The sequence below is a fragment of the Arcobacter pernae genome, assembly GCF_049472135.1.
In the GTDB taxonomy this organism is placed as follows: domain Bacteria; phylum Campylobacterota; class Campylobacteria; order Campylobacterales; family Arcobacteraceae; genus Arcobacter_B.
Window position 1 is genome coordinate 203884 of sequence record NZ_JBMOVV010000003.1, and the last position, 25220, is coordinate 229103.

21 protein-coding genes are annotated in these 25220 nt (G+C 26.6%); 13 read left to right on the forward strand and 8 right to left on the reverse strand.

The annotated features are described in order from the left end of the window. Position 1 precedes the first annotated feature (1 nt). The 5 genes from ACH5BF_RS05100 (at position 2) to ACH5BF_RS05120 (ending at position 4378) form a co-directional block, all read left to right on the forward strand. The gene (locus ACH5BF_RS05100) at positions 2–616 is read left to right on the forward strand and encodes an energy transducer TonB (protein ID WP_423273125.1); all 615 of its coding nucleotides are present in this window, start codon (positions 2–4) and stop codon (positions 614–616) included. After that, positions 613–1791, forward strand: coding sequence for a tetratricopeptide repeat protein (locus ACH5BF_RS05105; protein WP_423273126.1), 1179 nt, complete (start codon positions 613–615; stop codon positions 1789–1791). Before ACH5BF_RS05100 ends, ACH5BF_RS05105 begins: the two co-directional genes overlap by 4 nt. Positions 1792–1991: 200 nt before the next feature. Further along, positions 1992–2297: a hypothetical protein gene (locus ACH5BF_RS05110; protein ID WP_423273127.1), complete on the forward strand. Its 306-nt coding sequence runs from the start codon at positions 1992–1994 to the stop codon at positions 2295–2297. A gap of 9 nt (positions 2298–2306) precedes the next feature. Then, positions 2307–3878, forward strand: coding sequence for a PepSY-associated TM helix domain-containing protein (locus tag ACH5BF_RS05115; RefSeq protein WP_423273128.1), 1572 nt, complete (start codon positions 2307–2309; stop codon positions 3876–3878). A 2-nt stretch (positions 3879–3880) separates the two neighbouring features. Continuing rightward, a complete protein-coding gene (locus tag ACH5BF_RS05120; RefSeq protein ID WP_423273129.1) occupies positions 3881–4378 on the forward strand; it encodes a hypothetical protein in 498 nt (165 codons plus the stop codon). Between the two features lies 1 nt (position 4379). Here ACH5BF_RS05120 and ACH5BF_RS05125 read toward each other — a convergent pair whose 3' ends face one another. Next, positions 4380–5126, reverse strand: coding sequence for a response regulator transcription factor (locus tag ACH5BF_RS05125; protein ID WP_423273130.1), 747 nt, complete (start codon positions 5124–5126; stop codon positions 4380–4382). Positions 5127–5159: 33 nt separating this feature from the next. Between ACH5BF_RS05125 and ACH5BF_RS05130 the strand changes: the two genes are divergently transcribed. Beyond that, a complete protein-coding gene (locus ACH5BF_RS05130; protein ID WP_423273131.1) occupies positions 5160–5774 on the forward strand; it encodes a hypothetical protein in 615 nt (204 codons plus the stop codon). A 12-nt stretch (positions 5775–5786) separates the two neighbouring features. Here the strand turns inward: ACH5BF_RS05130 and ACH5BF_RS05135 are convergent, their stop codons facing one another. The 3 genes from ACH5BF_RS05135 to ACH5BF_RS05145 all read right to left on the reverse strand — a co-directional run bounded on the left by ACH5BF_RS05135 (position 5787) and on the right by ACH5BF_RS05145 (position 10104). Beyond that, positions 5787–7499, reverse strand: coding sequence for a sensor histidine kinase (locus ACH5BF_RS05135; RefSeq protein WP_423273132.1), 1713 nt, complete (start codon positions 7497–7499; stop codon positions 5787–5789). A gap of 69 nt (positions 7500–7568) precedes the next feature. Further along, positions 7569–9665 (reverse strand): TonB-dependent siderophore receptor, encoded by a 2097-nt coding sequence (locus ACH5BF_RS05140; protein WP_423273133.1) that lies wholly within the window; start codon positions 9663–9665, stop codon positions 7569–7571. Positions 9666–9891: 226 nt separating this feature from the next. After that, entirely contained in the window at positions 9892–10104 is a 213-nt protein-coding gene (locus ACH5BF_RS05145; RefSeq protein ID WP_423273134.1) for a hypothetical protein, read from the reverse strand. A 102-nt stretch (positions 10105–10206) separates the two neighbouring features. On the opposite strand from ACH5BF_RS05145, the gene ACH5BF_RS05150 reads away from it, so the two are divergent. The 7 genes from ACH5BF_RS05150 (at position 10207) to ACH5BF_RS05180 (ending at position 19620) form a co-directional block, all read left to right on the forward strand. Next, positions 10207–11484, forward strand: a complete 1278-nt coding sequence (locus ACH5BF_RS05150) for a TAXI family TRAP transporter solute-binding subunit (RefSeq protein ID WP_423273135.1) — start codon at positions 10207–10209, stop codon at positions 11482–11484. 47 nt (positions 11485–11531) lie between these two features. Beyond that, on the forward strand, positions 11532–12497 hold the full coding sequence (gene trpS, locus ACH5BF_RS05155; protein ID WP_423273136.1) for a tryptophan--tRNA ligase: 966 nt from the start codon (positions 11532–11534) through the stop codon (positions 12495–12497). A gap of 11 nt (positions 12498–12508) precedes the next feature. Beyond that, a complete protein-coding gene (locus ACH5BF_RS05160) occupies positions 12509–13882 on the forward strand; it encodes a diguanylate cyclase (protein WP_423273137.1) in 1374 nt (457 codons plus the stop codon). Positions 13883–13950: 68 nt separating this feature from the next. Beyond that, the gene (locus tag ACH5BF_RS05165; protein WP_423273138.1) at positions 13951–15909 is read left to right on the forward strand and encodes a PAS domain S-box protein; all 1959 of its coding nucleotides are present in this window, start codon (positions 13951–13953) and stop codon (positions 15907–15909) included. After that, the gene (locus tag ACH5BF_RS05170) at positions 15906–18023 is read left to right on the forward strand and encodes an ATP-binding protein (protein WP_423273139.1); all 2118 of its coding nucleotides are present in this window, start codon (positions 15906–15908) and stop codon (positions 18021–18023) included. The genes ACH5BF_RS05165 and ACH5BF_RS05170 overlap by 4 nt, the downstream gene beginning before the upstream one ends. Then, a complete protein-coding gene (locus ACH5BF_RS05175) occupies positions 18016–19068 on the forward strand; it encodes an HD domain-containing phosphohydrolase (protein ID WP_423273140.1) in 1053 nt (350 codons plus the stop codon). The genes ACH5BF_RS05170 and ACH5BF_RS05175 overlap by 8 nt, the downstream gene beginning before the upstream one ends. Positions 19069–19071: 3 nt before the next feature. Continuing rightward, positions 19072–19620 (forward strand): SCO family protein, encoded by a 549-nt coding sequence (locus ACH5BF_RS05180; RefSeq protein WP_423273141.1) that lies wholly within the window; start codon positions 19072–19074, stop codon positions 19618–19620. 4 nt (positions 19621–19624) lie between these two features. On the opposite strand, the gene ACH5BF_RS05185 is transcribed toward ACH5BF_RS05180, so the two are convergent. From ACH5BF_RS05185 to ACH5BF_RS05200, 4 genes are read right to left on the reverse strand one after another with little or no spacing between them, the layout of a single operon-like run. Then, positions 19625–20386, reverse strand: coding sequence for a WG repeat-containing protein (locus ACH5BF_RS05185; protein ID WP_423273142.1), 762 nt, complete (start codon positions 20384–20386; stop codon positions 19625–19627). A 10-nt stretch (positions 20387–20396) separates the two neighbouring features. Then, positions 20397–21725, reverse strand: a complete 1329-nt coding sequence (locus ACH5BF_RS05190; RefSeq protein WP_423273143.1) for an ankyrin repeat domain-containing protein — start codon at positions 21723–21725, stop codon at positions 20397–20399. Positions 21726–21735: 10 nt separating this feature from the next. Beyond that, complete coding sequence (locus ACH5BF_RS05195; protein ID WP_423273144.1) at positions 21736–23073, reverse strand: HlyD family type I secretion periplasmic adaptor subunit; 1338 nt, start codon at positions 23071–23073, stop codon at positions 21736–21738. Then, a complete protein-coding gene (locus ACH5BF_RS05200) occupies positions 23063–25219 on the reverse strand; it encodes a type I secretion system permease/ATPase (protein WP_423273145.1) in 2157 nt (718 codons plus the stop codon). Before ACH5BF_RS05200 ends, ACH5BF_RS05195 begins: the two co-directional genes overlap by 11 nt. Position 25220: the final 1 nt, after the last annotated feature.

A 25220-nucleotide genomic window follows, 5' to 3' on the forward strand; every position in this document is an offset into this window, starting at 1 on the left:
AATGAGACTATTTATAGCTCTTATTTTATCAATAGTTATAAGTGTTAGTATATTTTTTGCTATGCACTTAATGACTACTAGTAAAAACTCTAAACTTCAAGAGAAATCAGAAACTAGACACTTAGTTTATCTAAGAGATAAAGATGAGACTAAAATTGAGAGAAAAGAGAGAGTAAAACCAAAAAAACCACCAGAAAAGAAGCCACCAAAAAAAATAAAAATTGAAACAAAAATAAATACACAAATTGATAAAAATATAAAAATAAAACCTTTTAAAGTTCAATCAAAACAAGTAGATATTTCAGCAATCTCTTCTTTAAGTGGTGCAAAAATTGAAATGAGTGCAGGATTAGTAGATGCAAATAGTTTAACTGCTATTTCAAAAGTCAATCCAAGATTTCCTAGACAAGCAAAAATAAGAAAACAAAGTGGATATGTAAAGCTAGGATTTATTATAAATAAAGCAGGAAATGTAAGTGATGTAGAAATACTTGAATCAAGTCCAAAAGGTGTATTTGAAAGAAACTCAATTTATGCCATAAAAAAATGGAAGTTTAAAAGAAACGAGTTTGATAGAAATGCAACAATAACATTTAATTTTAGGTTGGAAAAATGAAAAAGATAATCTTAATATTTTTAATGACAGTATCAATTTTAAATGCAAAAGATACTATAAAAGCAAATGATTTTAAAAATTTAGAAAATATAAATAAATTAATAGAACAAAACAAATTAAAAGAAGCAAAATTATCTATTAAAAGTTTATTAAAAAAAGACGTAAATAATCTTACAAAATCATATACTCTTCAAGCCTTAGCAAACTTGAATTTAAAAAAAAGCAATTATAAAGAAGTTGCAAAAGCTTATGAAAAAATAGTTACTTACAATAGTTTAGAAAAAAATGATATTTTAAAAATAAAATATTCCCTATCAAAAATATATTTTAGCTTAGAAAACTACCCTTCAAGTCTTAAATACTCATTTGAAATACTAAATTCAGAAATAGTTAAAAACAAAGAGATTTACGAAAATATAGCTTTAGCTTACTACTATAATAAACAATATTCAAAAAGTACTTCTTATACTAAAAAAGTTCTTGCTTTAACAAAAGGAAATAAAAATAAAGAGTCTTGGTATAGAATGCTTTATTCTTCATATGTGGAGAGTAAAAACTATAATTTAGCTATTGATACTTTAAAAGATATGACTAAAAGATACGAAAAAAATGAAACTTATTGGATGCAACTTATTTCTTTATATGAAAAAACTAAACAAAAAAGAAAGTCACTAGCAACTTTAGAGTTTACATATAAAAATAATATCATAAGCAAAGAACAAAATCTTTTATATTTAGTTAGTATTTTAAGTGATTATGGAATTTATAATAAAGCTGCAAAATATTTAGAAGAAGCCTTAAACAACAATATAGTTAAAAGTAATCAAAAAAACTTTAATATTTTAATATCACTATATTTAAATGCAAAAAACTATGAAAAATCTATTGATTTGCTTGAAAAATCACCTTATGCAAAAACTGATAAATATCAACTAATTCTTGGAAACATTTATTACAATCAAAATATTTTCAAAAAAGCTGTAAATGTTTTAGAAAGACATACTTTCAAAGAAAAATCTAAAGCTGATGGAAAAAGATATACTCTTTTAGCCTTAAGTTATTATGAGTTAGATGATAAATCAAGATTAACAAAATATCTAAAAAAAGCTTCAAAAAATAGATATGAAAAAAGAAGAGCTACAAATCTAGCAAAGGATTTAGGTTATAAAATCTAAGTCCTAATATAAAATTTTTACTAAGTATATGATCTTTATATTTCATATACGTACTAAAAATTTTTCATTTGTTCTAGTAGATTTAAATTTTCCAATTTAAATCTACTACTTTTATCAAACCTTCTTGTCATGTCAAAGATTCATTAAGACAACACTCACTATTTATTAATTACAATTATCAAAATCATAAAAGGACAATCATGTTTTTTCAAAATATATATAAACATTTATCAACTCCTGAAAACAATGGAAAAAAAATAGGTTTATTTAGAAGCTTATGTTCAATTTTTGGAGGTCTTATATCAGCTTATTTAGGAATGACGCTTTTAATATTTCTAATACCAGGAAAACCTGGTGAGTCTATAATCGTTCCTTTAATGTTTAATACCTTTGTATGGGCATGTTTTGCTTTGTGGATTGTATTAGCACCTACAAAACTATCAGCACTACTTCGTTTTTTAATTCCATCACTAATATTTTCAATACTTTTATTCATTTTATTTTAGGAAATTATAATGTCATCAGAAAAATCAAAACTATTTAAACAAAGACTTTTTAGAGTTCACTCAGCAGTAGGTATAAGTGTTTCACTACTTTTATATCTATCAGTTTTTTTTGGAATTTTTGCAATAATGCTTCCATATATTCAAGTTTGGGAGAAACCTTCAAGACATTTTGCAGCAGCCGATATTACAAAAATTGATTATTCAGCAATGATTGATCCTATCATATCTAATCCTGATTTCCCAAAAAACAACATTATTATAAAACTTCCAGGAGATATGAATGACCCCGCTTTAAAAATCTCTCATAAATTCACAGAAGAAACTGTTTTTAATCCAACTACACAAGAAAAGATTAATCATGAGGGAGATAAATCCCAACTTGCAAGATTTTTAAATGGTATGCATTATGGACATCCGTTAAAAAATGTGGGGTATACAATCTTTGGTTTTATGGCTGTTGCTGTAATGTTTCTAATAATTGGTGGTTTACTATTAGTAAATGTATTCAAATATAAAAGCAATGGAAAAAATCAGCAAAGTAAGTTCTCTTTATATCATAGAAAGATTTTCACTTGGGCTTTCCCTCCTTTTATAATCATTACTTTAACAGGAGCATTAATGTGTATAGGATATAGCGGTTCAGGAGCTATGACATATATAGCTTCAAAGGGTGAGACTTATAATATTGAAAGAATAACAGCACCTGTTCTACTTCAAAAAGAAAAACCAATAGAGAAAAAAAATGATAATGTACCAATGCTTCCAATAAGTGAATTAATCAAAAAAGCACAAGAAATAAATCCGAATGTAAACTTAGAAGAAATAAAACTTATAAATTGGAAAGACTCAAGTGCAAGAATCAAACTTGAGGGTTACAACTCAAATTATCCATTTTTAAATGGAGTATTTAACAAACCTACTTTAACACTAAGTGCTGTTGATGGAAGTGTAATATCAAATGTAAAAGTTATGGATAGACATTGGAGCGTTTTAGTAGCAGATGCAACTTATTTTTTACATCTTCTTTTTGGTGTTGATTTTACTATTAGAATTCTTATTGCATTTATAATGCTAGCTTCTGCACTTGCTCTTGGATTTGGTGTTATGCTTTGGTGTGAGAAAAAAGCAAAAAAGTTTGAAGATAAAATTCCTTTTTATCATGGAATGGGAAAACTAAGTCTTGCAATAATGATTGGTGTAATTCCAGCAACTGCTCTTATTTTCAATCTACAATGGCTTTTACCTATAAACTTAGAAGATAGAATTATTTGGCAACAAGGCTTATTTTTTAATATGTGGTTACTTGCTTTACTTTATAGTTTTTATGAAATAAACTCTTATAAAGCAGCTAAAAATATGCTTTTAGTAAGTGGAGTACTATTTATTTGTGCTCCACTTATACATACTACAAACTCTGGTTATTCACCTATTGAGCTATACACTCAAAAAATGAATATTATATTAAATGTAGATATTGCACTATTTTTATTAGGAAGTACTCTTATTTTCATATCAAAAAAACTTCCAAATAAAAGAGAAGATGCAAAACTATTTTGGAACAAAAACACAAAAAAGGCTTAACAATGAACAAAAAAAACTTTTTATATTTTATACTTTTATTATTACCTACATTAATTTATGCACATGAATTAATACTTAATGTTAAAGACAATCAAGATAATACGATTACGGTTGAAGGACTTTTTGATACAGGAGAGTTAACACCTGAAGCACAAGTAAGATTAGAGGCTTTAGCAACAGGTGAGGTTTTATACAAAGAAAGATTACCTCAAACAAGCAAACTTATAATAAAAATACCAAATGAACCTTATCAAATTGTACTTGATGGAGGTCCACACTTTCAAGAAGTAAAAAAAGGAATTGCTCCTAAAAATGGCTTTACAAAAAATACAAACAAAAGTGAAAATAGTAAATTATCAAAATCAAGAGATGATGACGATGAGTATAGTACTGCTTTAATAGTAACAATTAGTTTAGCTTTTTTACTTTTATTTGCAACAATTATTGTAAGTATGAGAAATACAAATAAACTAATGACTCAATTAAAAAACAAGCAATAAACTAAGGATTAAACATATATCCAATCTTTGATAAGTTCTTTACCATATAATTTGAAGGAAGTTTTTTTCTTAAACTTTTAACAAGTGTTCGTAAAGAGCTATCTGTCATGATATTATCTTTCCAAACTACATCTTGGATTTGTTCATATCTTACTACATTTGGTCTATTTTCATATAAAAGCTTTAAAAAGTCTGCTTCATATTTTGTCAATTTTATTTGATTATTATCATATTTTACAAAAGAGTTTTTCAAGTCAAATTTACAAGTTGAACTAAGAGAAATTAAATCTGAGTTTTCTTCATATATCTCTTTTGCACATTGAAGTAATATAGGATAAAAGGTCTCATGATCTACTGGTTTTATTAGATATTTTACTAAACCTAAGTCTATGGCATCTAATAAATACTCTTTTGTAGAATAAGCACTTAATACTATAAACTTCGTCTTTTTATCTTTTTTTCTAATATCTCTAATTAGTTCTAAACCATTCATATCAGATAGTTCTATATCACTTATAACTATATCAGGTTTTTCTTTTTCTATTAAACTTAATGCTTCTTTTGCATTAGTAGCTTCCAATACAGTTGCAAACAATCTTTTAAGATAAAAAACTTGATTTTCTCTTATTAAATCTTCATCTTCAATACAAAGGATTTTTATATTTTTGTACTTTTTTTCAATCATTTTGATATTATACAACTTTTTTAAAATAAATACAATTATGATAATCATTTTTATATTGCTCATTTTTTTCTCACTTTTTTTTTATATACTTTCTTCATGTTAAATATAGAGAAAACAAATATTCAAATAAAAAATGCAAAAATAAAAAGTCATAATATTGCTATGATTTGTTACTATTTTAGTAAAGATTATACAGCAATTCAAACTGCTTCATTAATTGGTTGTAGCAGACAAACGGTCAATCATTACTACAAAATATTTAGAACAAAGATTTTAGAACAAAATAATTTAGAGAATTTTAGAAAGAATAAGTTTTTAGAAAATCAAAATCTTTTAGAGATAAAACATATAAATATATATAAACATAATATTTTTTATATTCAAACTATATATGGTGTTTTTGTACTAAACAATCAAAATAATATAGATTTAAAATTAAAAGATTTTATCAAAGATAATTTAGAAGTTTCCCTTCCAAAACACAAAAAAGCCAATTGTGCAAGAGTTTTACATAGTAAACAAAATGACACATATCTTATTTCTGCATATTTAAAATCAGATAACATCCTAGAAGAGTTTCTTCTTAGTAGATTAAAAAAATTTAGAGGTATAAATAAAAACAATTTTTATTCACACCTAAATGAATCAATATTTAGATACAACAATAAAAACAAGAATCTTTATACAAAAATTTTAGAAACTCTGAATTAGAGTCTCTAAAATTTAGATTATGATTTTAAAACAAGCACCATTTTTTGTATTTGATACTTTTATATCTCCTTTAAAATGCTCTTTTATAATAAGTCTAGACATATAAAGACCTATTCCACTTCCCCTTTGTTTTGTAGTAAAGTAAGCATCAAATACCTCATCAAGATTTTCAAGTTCTATTCCTCCTGCGTTATCACAAACTTCTGTAATCAGTTTATTTTTTTGCTTCTGAATAGTTATGTGAATTTTGCAAATCTCTTGTTTATTTTGAATAAATTTATCTATACTATTTGTTAAAAAATTCAATATAACTTGTGCAAATTCATTTTCATAACCTAAAATATTTATCTCTTCTTTTAAATCTAAGTCAATGATGATATTTCTTTTTTGCAAAGTAGGAGTTAAAATATTTATAGCCAGACTACAAGCATTTTTTACACTAAACTCTTGCATTTGTTTTTCAACTTGATAAAAATCTCTAAAATCATCTATTGTCTTACTCATAAACTTTATTTGAGAATTTGACTCTTTTATTTTTTTTACAAAGAAATCCTTATCAAATTCAGAATTCTCACTTGACATTTGTAAATTCATATTTATATAGCTTAAGTGCATCAAAGGTTGTCTCCATTGATGAGCAATGTTATTTATCATCTCTCCTATTGAAGCTAATTTACTTTTATGTATTAACATTTTTTCTTGTTCATTCTGTTTTTTCACTAAATTTTTAAGCATAAAAGCTAATGCAAAACTAAATATTAAAGACTCCAAAGGTGCTGCAATATGAATAGTATAAATTCCACTTAAGGGGATTAAATCATATTCATATGAAAAAACAAAAACAAAAAGAGTAAACCATCCTATTGTATAAAACAAAGCTTCTTTCTTACCTTTTGACAAAGCGATAATACCTGCTAAACATGGAACTAAAAAAGATATATAAAAATCAATATATTCATATAAAATTGAGTATTTAAAAATCAATATAAGTAAGATATCTAAAGCATTTATTAATACAAAGAAACTCAATATATGATTTACAATTGGCATTATTCTTTTTGCGTCTAATATCTCTTTGGCAAATAAAAAAGTAAACATAAAAGCTGCTGTTTCAAAAATATCAACAAAAGCTTGTGGTGTTTGTTTAGGATATGGTTGGAAACTAAAATATACGAAACCAATTAATGATAATAAAACAAAAAGTTGCATACAGGAATAATATAAAAAACAAACTCTACTTGTTGAAAAATATATTACTAAATAATATAAAAAAGCAGAAAATATAATCCCATAAGCCAAGCCATATAAAATACCTTCAAAAGGAAGTATATACTTATACTCAAAAGAAGAAATCACATTAAATCTAAACTCTGGTTTTTTAGCCTCAAAATAAGAGTATTTAAAATAGAGATTTTTAGGAGTTGAAGAGTCTAATCTTATGACTTTCATTTGATTTTCATTTTTATAAGAAATATTTGTACTTACTAAAGATTCTTTATCATCAAAAATAGTTAAATAGTAGACTTTATTTAGTAAAGTATTTTTATTAACACCTAATTTAATTGTAAAATCTTTTAACTTCTTATTTTTATACTCTTTATAAGTTATATTCTTAAATCCTTCATCATCATAGAGAATTTTAAAACTATTGATATTTTCATATTTATTAATATCAGAAGCAAAGAGATTTGAGAGAAACAGTATAAAAAAAACAAGTAATTTCATTAAGTAGGTTATCCTTATAAGAGTTATTTATAAAATGTAAAGTGAAATCCACTTTACATTTTGATGAGTTTAAAATTTATATTTTAGACTTGCAGTTACTTTTCTTGGTTCTGCTTTTAACATTGTATTTGAACCAATTCCATCATAATATTCTTTATTAAATAGATTATCAATATTTAATTGTAACTTTAAGTCTTTATTCACATTATAACTTGACATAAACTCAGCAGTTGTATATCCACCTTGAGTTATTCTTCCATCATTTGTATCTTTATAGAATTTACTTCTATAGTTTAATCCTGCACCAATATTAAACTTATTGATTTTATATAAAGCAAATAAATTAGCATTTGTTCTTGAAGCTTTTGTAACTACATTTTTATTATCAGCATCTTTTGCTTCAAAATTAGTAATTCCAGCACTAAGACTAAGGTTTTCACTTACATCTCCTACTAAAGACAATTCAATTCCTTTACTTACAACTCCATCTGCTGTTCTATAAGCTTGTTCATTAGAAGTACCTACTTTTACACCATCTATTTCTTCTGCAACATTCTCTTGCTCTATTCTAAATACAGAAACAGAAGCATTTAAAGCTCCATTAAAATATTCTCCTTTAACACCAGTTTCATAACTATTCCCTTCAACAGCATCAATATAATTACCATTTGGATCTCTTTTATCTTGACTATTAAAAATAGAAGTATAACTTGCATAAATAGAGTGAGTATCATTTAAATCATAAACAACTCCAGCAAAAGGAGTAAGCTCATTTTTATACTCATAAGACTGAGAGCTACCATCAGCTTTTGTTCCATTATACTCCCAGTTAGATAATCTAGCTCCTAAAATTAACTTTAAATCATTAGATAAAGATATTTTTGAACTTGCATATAATCCATCTTGAGTTGTTTTACCTTTTTTATATTCATTGTATGTACCTGTAGGTCTAGGCACATTTATATTATTTAAACTACCAAGTGTTCCATTTGTTTGAAAATAAGGATAATCTGTAACATCAAAAGTACTATGAGAATACCCTAATACTAATTCATGTTCTAAATTTGCAAAAGCAAAAGGAATAGAAGCATTTAAATCAAAAGTATCTTCTTCATACTGTTCTTTAGCTGTCCAAGTATAATAACCTAAACCTGAGCCATCAGTCTTATTTACTTTCCCGGCTAAATATAATAAAGATGTATCATCAATTGCTTCTAATCTTGAATAAGAAAAATTAACTTTCATATCATTTTTTAATCTTTGTTCTAAGTTAAAATAATAAGACTTTGTAGTTAAATCTCTATATGTCCAATCATCTGTAGGATTTTTTGATGAACTAAAATCTGTTCTTGTCCCATCATCATAAAATGCTGGTAAACCACCCCATCTAATACCTGTTCTATCTAGTTTTTGATATGAAAAACCTATTGAAGCAGTTGTTGTATCTGTTAAGTCAGCATCAATAACTCCATAAAACAAATCGTTTTTTCGTTCATAATCATCTAGAAAATAGTCTCCATCTTCATGTTTTACAATAAATCTTGACCTTATTTTTCCATCTTTTGTAAGAGGAGTTGAGATATCTGCTGTTGCAGAATAGTTGTCCCATGAACCTGCACTTAAATCTATTGTTCCATTTGTTACTTTGCTATCAGCTCTTTTTCTTACAAAGTTCATACTAATAGCTGGATTTCCAGCTCCTGTCATCAATCCATTTGCACCCTTAACAATCTCTACTCTGTCATAAAGAGCTAAGTCAGGGTCTCTATTTGTTATACTCGAATAAGTTGGTATTCCATCAAATTGATAATAGTCAACTTCAAAACCTCTAGCAAGAGCATTTACTCTTTCATCCCATCTTTCAATTGAAACACCATTTACTTTTTTTAATAAACTTTGATATGAAAAGATATTTCTATCTTCTAACTCATCAACAGTTAAAACCGTAATCGATTGAGGTGTTTGTTTAATAGATAAATCTAAACCTGTTGATGTACTCATAGATTCTATAGCATAGCTACCTTTATCTTCATCTACATTAGTTGAAACAATATCAACACTACCCAATGACTTCTCATCTTTTTTCTCATCTGCATAAATACTACTTTGAAGAAGAGCCGCAGTAAGAAAAGATATTCCAATAAGTTTTTTATTTCTAAAATTCATAAATATTTCCTTTTATGATAATAATTATTATAATTGATTGTGAATTATTTCTAAGATTATCTTAATAGCAAATACAAAAAGACAGTACATGACAAGAAGATTTATTTCATAATTTATTAGGGAAGAAAACTCTTCTTATTCTTATTTTTATAATACTAGTTTTAATAATTAATATTATTTATTAAAGATAAAAAAAGAAGGAGAAAATCTCTCCTTCGATTAATAATTATCCATTCATCTGCATTTTAATGATTACTTCACCACTCTCTTCATCATAAACAGCTGTAAATCTGTGTTTATGACAAAAGTCTTCATTCATCTCAATACACATCATATTTGCTTTTTCTAAAGCTTCATCAATTGTTTCAAACTGCATTTCTTGTTCATAATCTGAATTTCTAAAACATCCACATGCTCTTTCAACTCTTACTGTTGCCATTTTTTCTCCTAATAAATTTTTTCGAATTTTAACATAATCATCATATAAAGTTGTTTTAGTAAAATATAATAAAAGATTTTATTCAAAATAAAAGAGTCCTATATGAAAAACAAATTTATTCTGGTATCTATTCCAGTAATAGCACTTGTAATTGGTGTATTTTACTTTACTGCTCAGTTTATAAAACCAAGTCCTAAAAAAGAGATTACAATAGCAACTGGTTCAAAATCAGGGCAGTATTATCAAACAGCATTGAAATATCAAAAACTTTTAGAAAAAGAGAGAGTTAAGGTAAATATCGTAACATCAACTGGCTCTATTGAAAATATAAAACTACTAGAAGAGAAAAAAGTAGATATTGCTTTTGTTCAAAATGGCACAGTAGAACATAGTGAAAATTTAGAATCCCTTGCCTCAATTTATTATGAGCCACTTTGGATATTTTATAATACAAATATTAAAGATTTATCATATATCCAAGATTTGAAAAACAAAAAAATAGCTATTGGAGAAAACGGCAGTGGCACTAAAGACTTAGCTTTAAATATATTAAATATAAATGGTATTTATGAAAAGAATAGTACTTTTTATAACTATAATTCAGAAGAAGCAAGTAAAAAACTAATAAATAAAAAAATCGACGCACTATTTTTAGTCACTTCACCTGACTCTAAAATAATCAAAGAACTTTTGAATAATAAAGATATCTCATTATTCTCTTTTAAAAGAGCAAACGCTTATAGCAGAAAGTTTCATTATTTAAGTACTCTTGATTTACATGAAGGTACAATTGATTTATTAGAAAATATTCCTAAAGAGAATAAAAAACTTTTAGCAAGTACGGCAACTTTAGTTGTACATAAAGATTTTTCTGATGAACTAATTAGAATTCTATTAAAAAAAGTAACTTCAGTTCATGATGACAAAACCCTATTCTCACAAGAAAATGAGTTTCCAAACAGTCTTAATCTGCCCCTTCCTCAAAATGAAGAAGCAAGTATTTATTTAACTCATGGTGATACATGGCTTGAAAAGATTTTTCCTTACTGGATTGCATCAACTCTTGATAGATTAAAAATACTTTTGATTCCTTTGATTACCCTATCTATTCCTTTATTTAAAGGTGCTTTTCCTCTTTATAGATGGAGTATAAGATCAAAAATATATAGATGGTATGATGTTTTACAAGACCTAGATTTAAGTTTAGATAAATCAAGTAAAGAAGAGTTAATTGAAAAATTAAGCCAATTAGAAGAGCTTAAAAGAGAGATAAAAGATGAAACCAAAGTTCCACTTGCATATATGGGTGAATATTATGACTTGATTATGCATTTAGAACTAATTATTTCAAAGGCTAACATGAAATTAAATAACCAGTAATTATGCTTCTTTTAGATATAATTCTCAAAAAATTATAAGGATTAGATTTGAGAATTTTATCAGGAATTCAACCATCTGGAACTATTCATATAGGTAACTATTTTGGAATGATTAAAAAGATGATTGAATCTCAAGACGATGGAGAATTATTTGCGTTTATTGCATCTTATCATGCATTAACATCAGTGAAGGACAAAGAGCTTTTAGAGCAAAATACTTTTGAAGCTGCAGTTAACTTTTTGGCATTAGGAATGGACCCTGAGAAATCTACATTTTGGGTACAACACCATGTAAAAGAAGTACTTGAACTTTACTGGCTACTTTCAAATCATACATCTATGGGACTACTTGAGAGAGCCCATTCTTATAAAGACAAAACAGCTAAAGGTATTCAAGCAAATCATGGTTTATTTTCATATCCAGTTTTAATGGCTGCTGATATTTTACTTTATGATTCAAATATTGTACCTGTTGGAAAAGACCAAATTCAACACGTAGAAATGACAAGAGATATTGCAAACTCTTTTAATCACGCTTATAAACAAGAACTATTTGTAATGCCTGAATCAAAAGTAGATGAAATTGTAGCTACAGTTCCAGGAACTGATGGTGCTAAGATGTCAAAATCTTATGGTAACACTATTGATATGTTTAATACAAAGAAAAAAATCAAAAAACAAGTAATGGGAATAGTAACTGATTCAAAAGAGCTTGATGAAGTGAAGAGTCACGAAAACTGTAATATCTATAAACTTTGTGAACTATTTATGAATGAAGATGAATTAAAAGAACTTCAAGTTAGATATGCAACTCCAGGTGAAGGTTATGGTCACTTTAAACTTACTTTACTTGATAAAATAAATGAACACTTTGAACCATATGCTCAAAAAAGAGAAGAATTACTTGCAAATCCAAAACAAGTTCACGAAATCTTAGCTTTTGGTGCTTCAAAAGCTTCTAAAATTGCTAGTGAAAAGATGAGAGTTCTAAGAGACGCAGTTGGATTAATATAAGGATTTAAAGTATGATGCCTACAGTTGAAGAAATTGCTATAAAAAAAGTTGTCTTAATTGACAGAAACTCTACTTTAGAAGAAGCCATCAAAAAAATGGCTGATGCTAATATTAGAAATATAGTAGTTTCTGATACTGTAGAAGAAAAGCACAAATACTTTATGCTTACAATTGATCATCTAATTGACTACAAACTAGGTTCAATTGACCAAAATATTTCACTTAAAGAGCTTGATTTACCAAAAGCTAAAGTAGTACAAAAAGATTTAAGTATCTTAAATGTTCTAAATGAAGTAGATACAAGTGATAGATATATGATTATATTAGATAATCATAATATCATAGGAATCTTATCATACAGTGATATTATAAATAATATTGACCCTAAAATACTAATAAAAAAACAAACAATTGCAAAGCTTATACTTCAATATAAAGCTGTTACAACTTACGAAAATACTACAACTTTACATACAATTGAGCTTATGAGAGACAATCATAGTGATTCAGTAATTGTAATTGATGATGAACACTATCCTATTGGTATTTTTACAACAAAAGATTTTATAAACTTAGTACATAAAAACTCTGATTTGAAACTTCCTATAAAAACACATATGAGTAATCCTGTTTACACATTAAATGAAAACTCAACTATTTCAGATGCTTTAGACTTTATACAAGACAAACACTTTAAAAGAATCGTTGTAACAAATGATGAAAAACAACTTGTAGGTATTTTGACACAAAAAGAGTTACTAAGAATTGTTTATAATAAATGGATTGATTTTATTAAAGAAGAAGGAAATAAAATCTCTAAAATCAATGAAGAACTACTATCAAAAACTTCAAAACTTGAAGAGAAAGCTTCTTATGACTTTCTAACAAAAATCTACAATAGACAAAAGTTTGATTCATACTTAGAGTATGAAATAAAGAAAACTAACAGATATGATAATCAAGTTTTATCTATTATGCTTCTTGACATTGACTACTTTAAAAATGTAAATGATACTTATGGACATTTAGTTGGAGATAAAGTTTTAAAAGAAGTTGCTAAGATTTTAACAGTTTGTTCAAGGGATTGCGATATTGTTGCTAGATGGGGAGGAGAAGAGTTTGTACTTATGCTTCCACAAACAAATATAGAACAAGCTATGTTTGTAGCACAAAAACTAAGAGCTACTGTTGAAAAACACTCTTTTGAAGAAGTGGGAAATATTACATGTTCGATTGGTATTAGTCAATATCATAAAACAGAATCTAAAGAGACTTTATTTAAAAGAGTTGATGAAGCACTTTACAAAGCAAAATCAAATGGAAGAAATAGAGTTGAGATTGAACATATTGATAATATATTTGAACAAAAGGAAGAAGAGAGTTAATAGCTGCAAAATCGGATGATAAGCTTATTTTTTAAAACTTTTTTATATACTTGTAAAAAAGATGTGACATGAGTTCAAAAAAAAACAAACAAATGTGGTTATATATTTCTATTATCACATTCTTCTCAACTTTCATATATATAAACTTCACTTTTTCAAAAAACAGTTATCTAAATAAAAAAAATCTAGACATAAACAAAACATATGAACTTTACATGGACAATGACCATGAAGTAAATAATCTATTTATAGAAAAAGTAATTACAACAGCCCAAAATAAGTCTGCATTTCTAGATAATTTAAAATCAATAAAAAACTTTGATTTTAAATATTTGGAAAGTAAAGGTTTCTCAAACTTTGGTTTTTATAACTTAGAAGGAACTCTTTTATCTGAAAACTTTTCTGAGGTACAAACAAAGCTAAATATAGATTTAAAAGAGAAAAAAGGTTCATATTGGGGAATAAATTTAAATAATAGCGAAAAAAAAGTAGACTTTATTTATCCTTTATTTTTTGATAAAGAAGTAGTCGCTTTATTCAGATTTTCAACTTCTACTTTACATTTAACTAGCAAATTAAATAAATATTTTCAAGCAAACTTTGCTTTTTATGATTCAAATTCATTAGTAAATAATAATGACTTAAATTTAGGAAACTCTTTAAAATATAAAATTGATACACAAAAAAGTTTCTTTTTTACAAAAATCAATCTATTAGAAAAAGATAGAATTTATAGTTTTCTACCGGTAAAAGATATAAATAATAAGTTTACTGGATATTTAGTTTCTATTGAAAATAACAATGAACTAAAAAAAATAGTTGCAAACCAAATAGTTATTTTTCTATTTATATCTCTTCTGTTTTTTGTTGCAATTGTAATTTACAAACATTTACAAAAAAAGCATAATGAAGATAAAAAACTTTTAGAACAATATAAATATATTATTGATAAATCTACAATTGTATCAAAAACAGATGCAAAGGGAATTATTACTTATGTAAATCCTCAATTTTGTAAAATCAGTGGTTATAAGCAAGAGGAATTAATTGGTAATTCTCATAATATCATTAGACATCCAAAATCAACTGTTCCTTTTTTTAGACAAATGTGGAAGACTATTTCATCAAAGAAAATCTGGCAAGGTGTAATAAGAAATAGAGCTAAAAATGGCAAAGACTATTATGTAAAATCAACTATTGCACCTATTTTAAATGAGAAAGATGAAATCATTGAATTTATGGCATTAAGGGAAGATATTACAGATTTAATAAATAAAAAAGATATGTTTAAACTTGAAAAAGAAAAAATGACAAGTCTATTTAATCATATTGACGAGATTTTATTAATCAAAAGAGATAACATCTTTGAACAAATTAGTAATAAATTCTTTGAAGTATTAGACTATTCAAGTTTACATGAATTTAATTCAAAACATCACAATTTAAGTGAGCTATTTATTAAAAAAGATGGCTATAACACTTATAAAAATGATGATGAACTAATAAGAGAATTAGCTAATAATAAAGAGGTAAATAAAGTTCTAATTCAAGATAAAAACAATGAATTTAAAACATTTTGGATAAGAGTACAAAAAGTTCCTTTCTCAAAAAGTTTCTATTATCTTTTTATTCTAATAGATATATCTGCTTTAGAAAACAATCAAACTAAAATAAAAGAAGAAAATCTTATTGACATAAAAGAAGAGGAAGACTTATTTCAAAAGGCAAAAAAAGAGCTAGCTCTACCAGATGAAATTTTATACAGTTTAGTTGAAAAGTTTATTGAAAGTACACTAACAGGTATTGAATCTTTTAAAACTGCTATAAACAATGAAGATTACAATGAAGCTAAAATAATCGCACATAATATAAAAGGTTCATCTTCTACACTAAGACTTGACAAAATTTCAAATTTAGCGATGGATATAGAGAATAATATTAAAACAAATCCAAAAGAACAATTAGAAAAAATGGAAGAAATTAAAATACTAATTAACAATATCAAACTAAATAAAGAAAACAAATGACAATAAATAAACTAATATCACTAATCAAAAATGATTCTTCATATGATTTAGAGTTACAAGAAGAGCATTTAACTGCAGATAAAGTAATGATTTGGATAATTCTTTTTCATGCTTTTATTGCTATTTTTATCACATCACAATATTATGAGACTTATACCTTAGGAATAATCTCAAGTGGAATTATCCTAACTATTTCAGGTCTTGCTTATATCACTTTAGCAGGGACTTTATACTTTAGACTTATTATGGGTATTATGATTATGCTTTTTTCTGCTGTTTTTATTCAACAGCATTTAGGAAGAATTGAAATGCATTTCCATGTCTTTATTGGTCTTGCAATTTTGACAATATATAAAGATTTAAGACCTATGCTTTTAGCAAGTTTAGTTATAGCTATTCATCACTTAGTATTTAACTATTTACAACTTATGAACTTCACTATAAATGAAAATCCTATTAAAGTTTTTTCTTATGGTTGTGGACTTGAATATGTTTTATTGCATGCTGTTTTTGTAGTTGCGGAAGCTATTGTGTTAAGTTATATTATCACCTTATCAAAAAATCAGCTTATTAAAATGAAAGAGTTACAAAAGCAAGCTCAAAAAGACCATAAAGAGGCAGTTTCAGCAGAACAAGTAAAAACTGAGTTCTTAGCTAATATGTCACATGAAATTAGAACACCTATGAATGGTATCATTGGGTTTACACATTTAATACAACAAACACAATTAAATTCAGAACAAAAAAGATTTGTAAATGTTATTGAGTCTTCAACAAAAACTCTTCTTCAAATTGTAAATCAAATACTTGACTTCTCAAAACTAGAGAGTGAAAAAGTAGAATTAGATTTAACTTCAAATAATCCTTTTGAAGAGTTTGAAAGTTCACTTATGATTTTTCATCCTATTGCTTCAAAAAAAGAAGTTGATTTTAGTATAGAAATTGACCCATCAATTTATGAGTGTTTAGTTATTGATTCTTTAAAATTAAAACAAATTTTAACAAACCTTGTTTCTAATGCTTTAAAATTCACATCATCAGGTGGAAAAGTTACGGTTCAAATAAAAAATGAATTCTCAGATGAAAAAGTACAAAGAATTAGTTTTAAGGTAAAAGATACAGGAATAGGTATTCCAAAAGAGAGACAAAAAACAATATTTAAAGCCTTTACTCAAGTAGATAGTTCTACAACAAGACGTTTTGGAGGAACTGGCCTTGGGTTAAATATCAGTGCTTCATATGTAAAACTTATGGGTGGAGAGCTTGAAGTTGAAAGTATTGAAGGTAGAGGAAGTACTTTTAAGTTTGAACTTGAAGTATTAAAATGTAATCCTAGAAAACCTATAGCTTCTTTATATGCAAAAAATGAAGTTATTGTTTCAAAAGAGGTTTTAGAAGCTTTCCCTAAACTATTAAATCAATTACAACAATTAAAGCTTCCATATATACTTATAAATAGAGAAGAAATTGCTACAACAATTATAGATACTAAAGAAGAAAAAGTAGTTATTGATAACTCAAAAATCTATTTAGATAGTTGGTTAAAACTTCCAAATAAACCTAAATTAATTCTTTTAGGGGTTAAAGGTTCTAAAGATGAAATGCAATCAGTTAGTTTCTTAACTGATTATGATAATACAACTTCGACTTTATACAATCAATTAAGAAAATTTAATGCTGCTGATGGAGCATTAAAAGAGAAAACAACTACTGAAAAACCATCTTTTAATCTTCATGTTTTAGTAGCAGAAGATTATTCAATAAATCAAATGTTAATAGCTGAACTACTTAAAAGCTATAAAATTACCTATGATATAGCAAATGATGGTCACGAAGCTATTGATATGGCTTTAGAGAATAAATATGACTTAGTACTTATGGATATCAATATGCCAAAAATGAATGGAATTGATGCTACTAAGAAGTTAAGAGAAGCATTTGATGATACTTTACCAATCATTGCTCTTACAGCAAATGCTGCTGATGGAGATAAGGAATACTTCATCTCAATTGGAATGGATGATTATTTAAGTAAACCAATAAACCCTTCATTTTTAGAAGATATTTTATATAGATTTTCACAAAGAAAAGAAAAAGGAGAGAATTATGAATAATAGTATTAATATTATTGTAATAGATGATGAACCAATGAACATTGCTCTAATTGAAGAACTTTTAAAAAATATGGATGAGCAAATAGAGTTTAAATCATTTTTAGACCCCATTGAAGCTTTGACATATCTTGTAAATAATCCTGTAGATGTAATGCTAACAGATTATATGATGCCTCAATTAAATGGAGAACAACTAATACAAAGAGCTAAAATCTTACATCCTGAGATGTTAAGTATTATGATTACTGCTGCTGCTGATAATGAGACTATAAAACTTCAAGTTTTAAAAGCAGGAGCAAATGACTTTTTAACTAAACCTTTAAATGTTATAGAGTTTCAATTAAGAGTTAAAAACCTACTAACACTTAAAAAATCTCAAAAAGCATTAAAAAACTTTAATGATGATTTACAAGATAAAATCAAACTAGCAACAAAAGAGCTAATTTCAAGAGAGTATGAAACACTATTTGTTCTTTCAAAAACAGCTGAGCATAAAGACCCTGAGACAGCTAGCCATATTTCAAGAGTTGCTCACTACTCTAAACTTTTAGCAAAATATTATGGCTTGGATGAAGAAGAACAAGAAAAAATATTTCATGCTTCACCTTTACATGACTTAGGTAAAATTGGAATTAGAGATGATGTTTTATTAAAGCCTGGAAAATTAGACTTTGATGAATTTGAACATATGAAAACACACCCTTTAATTGGATATGAGATTTTAAAAGGAAGTCAAAATCCATTTTTAGAAGCGGGAGCTATTATCTCTTTAACACACCATGAAAAATTTGATGGTAGTGGTTATCCAAAAGGCTTAAAAGGTGAAGAGATACATGTATATGGAAGAATTACAGCAATTGCAGATGTTTTTGATGCATTAACTTCAATAAGACCATACAAAAAAGCTTGGAGTTTTGAAGAAGCTATTGATTTTTTAAATGAACAAAAGAACAAACATTTTGATCCAGTATTTATTGATATATTTATAGATAATATTGATGAAGTTAAAGAGATTTACAAAAAATTTGAAACTATTGAAGAGTAAAGATTGAATAAAAAAATCTTAGGTTTATCTTTACTTTTTGTTAGTTTTCTAGCTATGTTTAGTTTTCCATTTATTAGTAATTTTATTGATAAGTCTACACAAATAATTGTAAAAGACTCTCCAAAGCAACCTTGGTTTTTAGATGATGAGAAAGAAGATTATGCTTTAGTTTATTTTGGATATGTTGGATGTTCTACTGTTTGTATTCTATCTTTAAATGAAATAACCGATATTTATAAAGATATAGATAAACAAAAAATTGATTTACCTTTTTATTTTGTAAATATAAACCCTTCACAATCAAAAGAGTTAGTACAGAGTTTTGTTAAAAGTTTTGATAAAAGATTTAATGGAATATACCTAAATCAAAATGAACTTGAAAATATTAGAAAAGCATTTAATTTATTGATTATTGAAAACAAAATAGATATTACTCATTCATCAAATCTTTATCTTTTCAAAAAACAGAAAAATGAGTATAAATTACATAGAATTTATATTACAAAACCCTATGATAAAGAGTTATTACTTGAAACGATAACTTCTAAATAATTACTTAGAAGTTATCAGCTTGTTCAAAAATAGCTTTATGAAGCTCTTTTCCATCTTTATTTATATAAGTCCAAAGATTCTCTTTTTTGACCTTTGCCACACTATTAGAAAAATCACCTGCTAAATCATATTTTACTTCTGTGATTAATTTACATTTAGTATCAATAAATCCCCACTTAGAGTCTTTTAAAACTCTCATTCTATCTTCACTAGATAAAAAAATCATATCATACTCTAAAGGAAGGGATAAAGACATATTTTTACTATTTATACATCCATATTGAACTTTCTTATTCTTTTCATAGTTTTTAACTATAATAGAGTTATCAATAACATCTCTAACTGAATCATAAACAGGTTTTAAAACCACATCAAAATTTTCATTTATTAAGCCAAATTTACCATTGAATTCAACTTTTGCATAGCCATTAAAAAAGTTTCCAATAGAATCAAAAACAACTTTTAGTTTTAAATTCCCTTCTTTGTCAATAATTCCATATTTACCATCAATATTTTTAACAACGGCAAACTTTTTATCATTTATATGAAGCCAATGAAAATTAACATAATTTGGATGTTCATATCTATTTGAAGTCATATTATCTAAAAAATATACTTTTTCATAAACAGGCTTTACTAAAAGTTTACCCTCATCATTTATAAGTCCATCTTTATCTTTTACTGTAACAGCTGTAGTGTACTCTTTTTGGCTACAAGCACTAAAAATTAGTGCTATTAAAGGTAATACATAAAATAGCTTATTCATACTCTAGCCTTTATTCTATTATCTTTTCTATATTAAACTCAACTCTTCTTGAAGCATTTTTATCTTCAATACCTAAATCATCAAAGATTAAATTATCAGAAGACATACCATAAGAGTTATAAACAGAATCTAACCACTCTTTATTCTGTAAAACTCTTTCATTACTAAGATTTGATGTATACTCAAGAACTTGCTTTGCTCTTTTTTGAGAAAGTATTTTATTTTTGTTATATTTCTCTTCAATTGTTTTTACACTTCTATATTCTGATGAAGTATGACCTTCAACTCTAACTTCTGCAATTTCACTTTTATATTTTTCTAAAACCTTTAAATATCTTGGGAAAAAGTCATCTAAAATTGTTTTGTATGAGTCTTTTAAATTACTACTTCCTAAAGAGAATAAAACATTTGGTTTCATAAATCTAAAGATTAAACCATTTTTATCAAGTGTAGCATTCCATGGTTCAAAATCATCTTTAAACTCTGCCATTAAATCTTCATATAATCCAGAAATAAACTGTGATGGCTCTTTTGGTTCAACAGCTTTATCTTCTAATAAGTCATTTAAGTTTGAAACTTCTATATCTTTATCAACACTATTTGTACCAATCGCAGTGATTAAGTATGCATTAGCTGTATCTAAAGTTTTATCTAAAGTTGCACAATATTTATCATTTTGGATTTTAGAATTATATGGTCCAAAAGGTTTTAAACCTTCACTATTTTCATCTGAAATTGTAAGTTTTACTTTTGTTGCTACACCTTTTACAATAGAACCACAAATCTTATTCTCTTCTTCATCATAATAATCAATCGTGATATCTAACTGTTCACACATCTTTGTAATGTCATTTGATTGAATCATCATCATAATAAAAATATCACTATTTTTTGAAGAATTATGTAAAGGTGTCATTAGGTGTCTGTCTTTTACATTTTTTGAAGCTTTATTACATAATAAAAACTTAGACATGGCATTTGTACTATTTCTTGTTGAATCAAGTAAAGGTGTATCTTTAAATACATCTGTGCTATTTACTCTAGCACCATTTTTTACTAAAAGTTTTGCAATCTCTAACTCATCTAATCTTGCAGCTAAATGTAAAGCTGTATATCCATATTTATCTTTTAAATTTACATCAATACTTTTTTTAGATAAAAGATTTTCTACTTCTTTTATATCTTTTGCTCTTACTGCATCATGAAGAGGTGTCTCACCTATAAAATCCTGACTTTTAGATATATTTTTTTCATTTTTTATAGGATTTGTATCATTTTTCAATGAACATCCTGTTAAAAATAAAAGTGCTATTAATCCAAAAATTACTGTTTTTCTCATACTTTTCCTTCTACTTCTCATGTAAAGAGTTTTCTTTAACTTTTAATATTGGTTTTAAAATAAAATCCATAATAGTTTTTTTACCAGTAACAATATCTACACTAGCAATCATACCTGGAATAATTGGCAGTTTTCTACCATCTTTTTCTAAATAGTTTTTATCAGTTTCAACTATAACTTTGTAATAACTCTTACCATCTTTAGAGTCTTTATCTACAATACTATCAGCTGAAATCTCTACGATTTTTCCATCTAAACCACCATAAATTGAAAAATCATAAGCTGTAAGTTTAATCATTACATTTTGACTTGGATTAATAAATGCAATATCTTTAGGGTCAATTTTTGCTTCAATTAAAAGATTTTCACTATCAGGAATAATATCCATTAAAGTAACTCCCGATTTTACAACTCCACCAATTGTATTCATATAAATCTCTTTAACTGTTCCATTTACATTTGATTTAATTACAGTTTTCTCAATTTTATCTGTATCAGAAACAAGTCTAGCTTCTGCCTTTTTTATCTCAACAAGAATTCGTTCTAACTCTTTTGAAGCTTCTGTTCTAAACTCTTTTATTCTTTGTTGCTTTTTCTCTTTTGCCTCAGAAATGGCATAGTTTATTTTTGGAATTGTTAAATCAAATGTTCTTAAATCACCTTTTGTTTGTTGATACTCTTTTTCAACAGTAATTAGTTCAATTCTTGATTTTGAACCAGATTCAACCATTCTTTTAATGGTTGCTCTTTGAGCAGTAATTAACTTTAAATTAGTTTTTGCCTGTGATATTTTAGACCTTAACTCTGCTAATTCTTGCTTTTTTTGATTGATTTGAGAATCAAAAACTTTTAAAGATGTCATAAGTTCATCAATTCTATTTTCGTAAAGCTTTCTTTGAGAATCTAAATAACCCTCACCTATTTTTCTAACTTTTGAAGAAAACTCTAATTTTGGAATCTCTTTACTCACATCAATATTAGCTTCAAGTTCTAATCTTTCAACCATAGTAAGCCATTGATTATAACTCTCTTTATTCTCTTCAAAAGTAGCTTGAAATCTAGTAGTATCAATTTTTACTAAAGGCTGATTTATTTTAACCTTATCTCCTGATTTTACTAAAATCTCTTCAATTAAACCTCCATCTAAAGATTGAATAGTCTGAATCTTTGAAGAAGGAATTACTTTACCCTCACCCCTTGCTAACTCATCAATTTTGGCAATATTTGCCCAGATAATCATTGAAGTTACAAATAAAATAATTGAAAAGAATAATAAATCTACATTAGTCTTAATCTTTTCATTAGCTTGACCATAAAGATTATGTACGAAACTTACATCACTTTTCATTTGAATCCTTTTTAGCAAGAATTTTTTGTTTTGGTCCATCGGCAATTATCTTACCATCATCTAAAACAATAACTCTATCAACAAGCGCTAGCATTGAAGTTTTATGAGTAACAACAATTACTGTTTGGTCATCTAAAACATTATGCAGTTTTTTAATAAACTCTTTTTCTGTTTGCTTATCCATTGAGTTTGTTGGTTCATCTAAAATCATAATATTTGGATTACTAACTAAGGCTCTTGCAAGTGTAATTGACTGAATTTCTCCACCACTTAAACCTTCACCTCTTTCACCTACCATGAAATCATAACCTGATTCATGCTTACCTAAAAACTCATGAACACCAGCAATTTTAGAAGCTTTTAAAATCTCTTCATCAGTTGCAAAAGGCTCACCAATAGTAATATTATCTTTTACACTTCCCATAAATAAAAATGGCTCTTGGGGAACAACACCAATTGCTCGTCTTAAATCAACAGGGTCAATTTGTCTAACATCAGTTTTTTCGATTAGAATCGAACCTTTTTTAGGAACATAAAGATTTTGAAGTAGTTTTATAAGAGTTGATTTACCTGAACCAATTCTTCCTAAAATGGCTATTTTTTCACCTTGTTTAATCTTTAGATTTACATTTTTTAGAACTTCATAGTTTTTATCTTTATATGAGAAAGTTACATCTTTAAACTCAATCTCACCTTTAAGTTCTGGTCTACTTAAATATACTTTGTTCTCTCTTTCAACTTCCATTTGCATAATCTTATCAATATTATCTAAGGCTAATACTGTTCTATCATATCTTAAAACCATATTTACAATTTGAGATACAGGAGAGATTGCTCTTCTATTTAAAAGCATAGCAGCAACAATACCACCCATTGTTAAATCTCCAGTACTTGCTAAATATACCCCACCAATAATGATAAAGATATTTGATAACTGAGAAATAAAAGAAGTAAAGTACGAAGTGATTTGTGATAGTTCTTGTGATTGTTCATTAAAATAAACTGTTTGACCAATAGACTTATCCCAATGGGCTTTCATCCTATTTTGCCCTCTTACACTTTTAATTATTTCTAAACCAGATACTGTTTCATTTAAAGTTGTATGCTTTAACTGCTCTTCTTTTGATGATTGTTTAACTAGTTTTTGAATTGGCTTTTGCATAATCAAAGAAAAAGCAATAGCAATTAAAAGAGTAGCAACTGTAATCCAACCTAAAATACCACCAATATAAAAGATTATTCCTATAAAAATAAATAAAAATGGAATATCAACTATTGTCGCAACTGTTGCCGTACCAAAGAAATCTCTAATTGCTTGAAAAGATTGAAGTCTATTTACAAACATACCAGTAGATGCAGGTTTTTGGTCAAGCCTAATATTTAAAAGTTGATCAAATATTTTATTTGACATTACAATATCTGCTCTTTTTGAAGCTTTTGCTAAATATTTTGACCTTATAACTTTTAAAATAAAATCAAAAGTCATAACTACAAAAATACCAATTGCAAGTGCCCATAAAGTCTCTATCGCGTTATTTGGTAAAATCCTATCATATACATTCATGATAAATAAAGGTGTTGCTATAACAAAGATATTGATAAAAATTGAAGCAATTGCAACTTTTATATATAAATCTTTATTTCTCTTCATTGCACCCCAAAACCACTTTTTAGGTTGCTCTATTTTTACACCTTGACTAACTCTATTTTCAAAATTATATGCAGGCTTAATAATAATACATTTACCTGTGTATCTTTGTTCTAACTCTTCTAAAGTAAGTTTAGTTTCACCTTCACTTATTTCAGGTAGTATTGCTGTTGCACTATTTGAATTTACATCATAATCAAGTAAAACAGCAGAACAATTATCTTTTGTATAAATTACAGCAGGAAGTGCTAGTTTATCTATATCAGTTATTTTATCCCTAGCAGCAGGCTTTGAAATAAGTCCTATTTTCTTTGCAGAAGCAATAAAATTACCTTGATTTAAAACCTCTCCATGAATCCCTAGTCCATATGACAATGCTTCTTTTGAAACTGCCCTTTGATGAAATTTAGATAAAAAAAGTAAACATTCCAACAAACAATCAACTTTTCTTTTCCCTTTTAAAAGATCACTCTCTTGAGTATTTAAATTTTCACTCATA

What these genes read in the sequence shown, in the direction of transcription:
- ACH5BF_RS05105 (WP_423273126.1), top strand. Translation starts at nt 613, where the DNA reads ATGAAAAAGATAATCTTAATATTTTTAATGACAGTATCAATTTTAAAT.
- ACH5BF_RS05195 (WP_423273144.1), bottom strand. Translation starts at nt 23,073, where the DNA reads ATGAAAAGTGATGTAAGTTTCGTACATAATCTTTATGGTCAAGCTAAT.
- ACH5BF_RS05175 (WP_423273140.1), top strand. Translation starts at nt 18,016, where the DNA reads ATGAATAATAGTATTAATATTATTGTAATAGATGATGAACCAATGAAC.
- ACH5BF_RS05200 (WP_423273145.1), bottom strand. Translation starts at nt 25,219, where the DNA reads ATGAGTGAAAATTTAAATACTCAAGAGAGTGATCTTTTAAAAGGGAAA.
- ACH5BF_RS05115 (WP_423273128.1), top strand. Translation starts at nt 2,307, where the DNA reads ATGTCATCAGAAAAATCAAAACTATTTAAACAAAGACTTTTTAGAGTT.
- ACH5BF_RS05150 (WP_423273135.1), top strand. Translation starts at nt 10,207, where the DNA reads ATGAAAAACAAATTTATTCTGGTATCTATTCCAGTAATAGCACTTGTA.
- ACH5BF_RS05135 (WP_423273132.1), bottom strand. Translation starts at nt 7,499, where the DNA reads ATGAAATTACTTGTTTTTTTTATACTGTTTCTCTCAAATCTCTTTGCT.
- ACH5BF_RS05145 (WP_423273134.1), bottom strand. Translation starts at nt 10,104, where the DNA reads ATGGCAACAGTAAGAGTTGAAAGAGCATGTGGATGTTTTAGAAATTCA.
- ACH5BF_RS05190 (WP_423273143.1), bottom strand. Translation starts at nt 21,725, where the DNA reads ATGAGAAAAACAGTAATTTTTGGATTAATAGCACTTTTATTTTTAACA.
- ACH5BF_RS05125 (WP_423273130.1), bottom strand. Translation starts at nt 5,126, where the DNA reads ATGAGCAATATAAAAATGATTATCATAATTGTATTTATTTTAAAAAAG.
- ACH5BF_RS05140 (WP_423273133.1), bottom strand. Translation starts at nt 9,665, where the DNA reads ATGAATTTTAGAAATAAAAAACTTATTGGAATATCTTTTCTTACTGCG.
- ACH5BF_RS05165 (WP_423273138.1), top strand. Translation starts at nt 13,951, where the DNA reads ATGAGTTCAAAAAAAAACAAACAAATGTGGTTATATATTTCTATTATC.
- ACH5BF_RS05170 (WP_423273139.1), top strand. Translation starts at nt 15,906, where the DNA reads ATGACAATAAATAAACTAATATCACTAATCAAAAATGATTCTTCATAT.
- ACH5BF_RS05160 (WP_423273137.1), top strand. Translation starts at nt 12,509, where the DNA reads ATGATGCCTACAGTTGAAGAAATTGCTATAAAAAAAGTTGTCTTAATT.
- ACH5BF_RS05100 (WP_423273125.1), top strand. Translation starts at nt 2, where the DNA reads ATGAGACTATTTATAGCTCTTATTTTATCAATAGTTATAAGTGTTAGT.
- ACH5BF_RS05130 (WP_423273131.1), top strand. Translation starts at nt 5,160, where the DNA reads ATGTTAAATATAGAGAAAACAAATATTCAAATAAAAAATGCAAAAATA.
- ACH5BF_RS05120 (WP_423273129.1), top strand. Translation starts at nt 3,881, where the DNA reads ATGAACAAAAAAAACTTTTTATATTTTATACTTTTATTATTACCTACA.
- ACH5BF_RS05110 (WP_423273127.1), top strand. Translation starts at nt 1,992, where the DNA reads ATGTTTTTTCAAAATATATATAAACATTTATCAACTCCTGAAAACAAT.
- ACH5BF_RS05185 (WP_423273142.1), bottom strand. Translation starts at nt 20,386, where the DNA reads ATGAATAAGCTATTTTATGTATTACCTTTAATAGCACTAATTTTTAGT.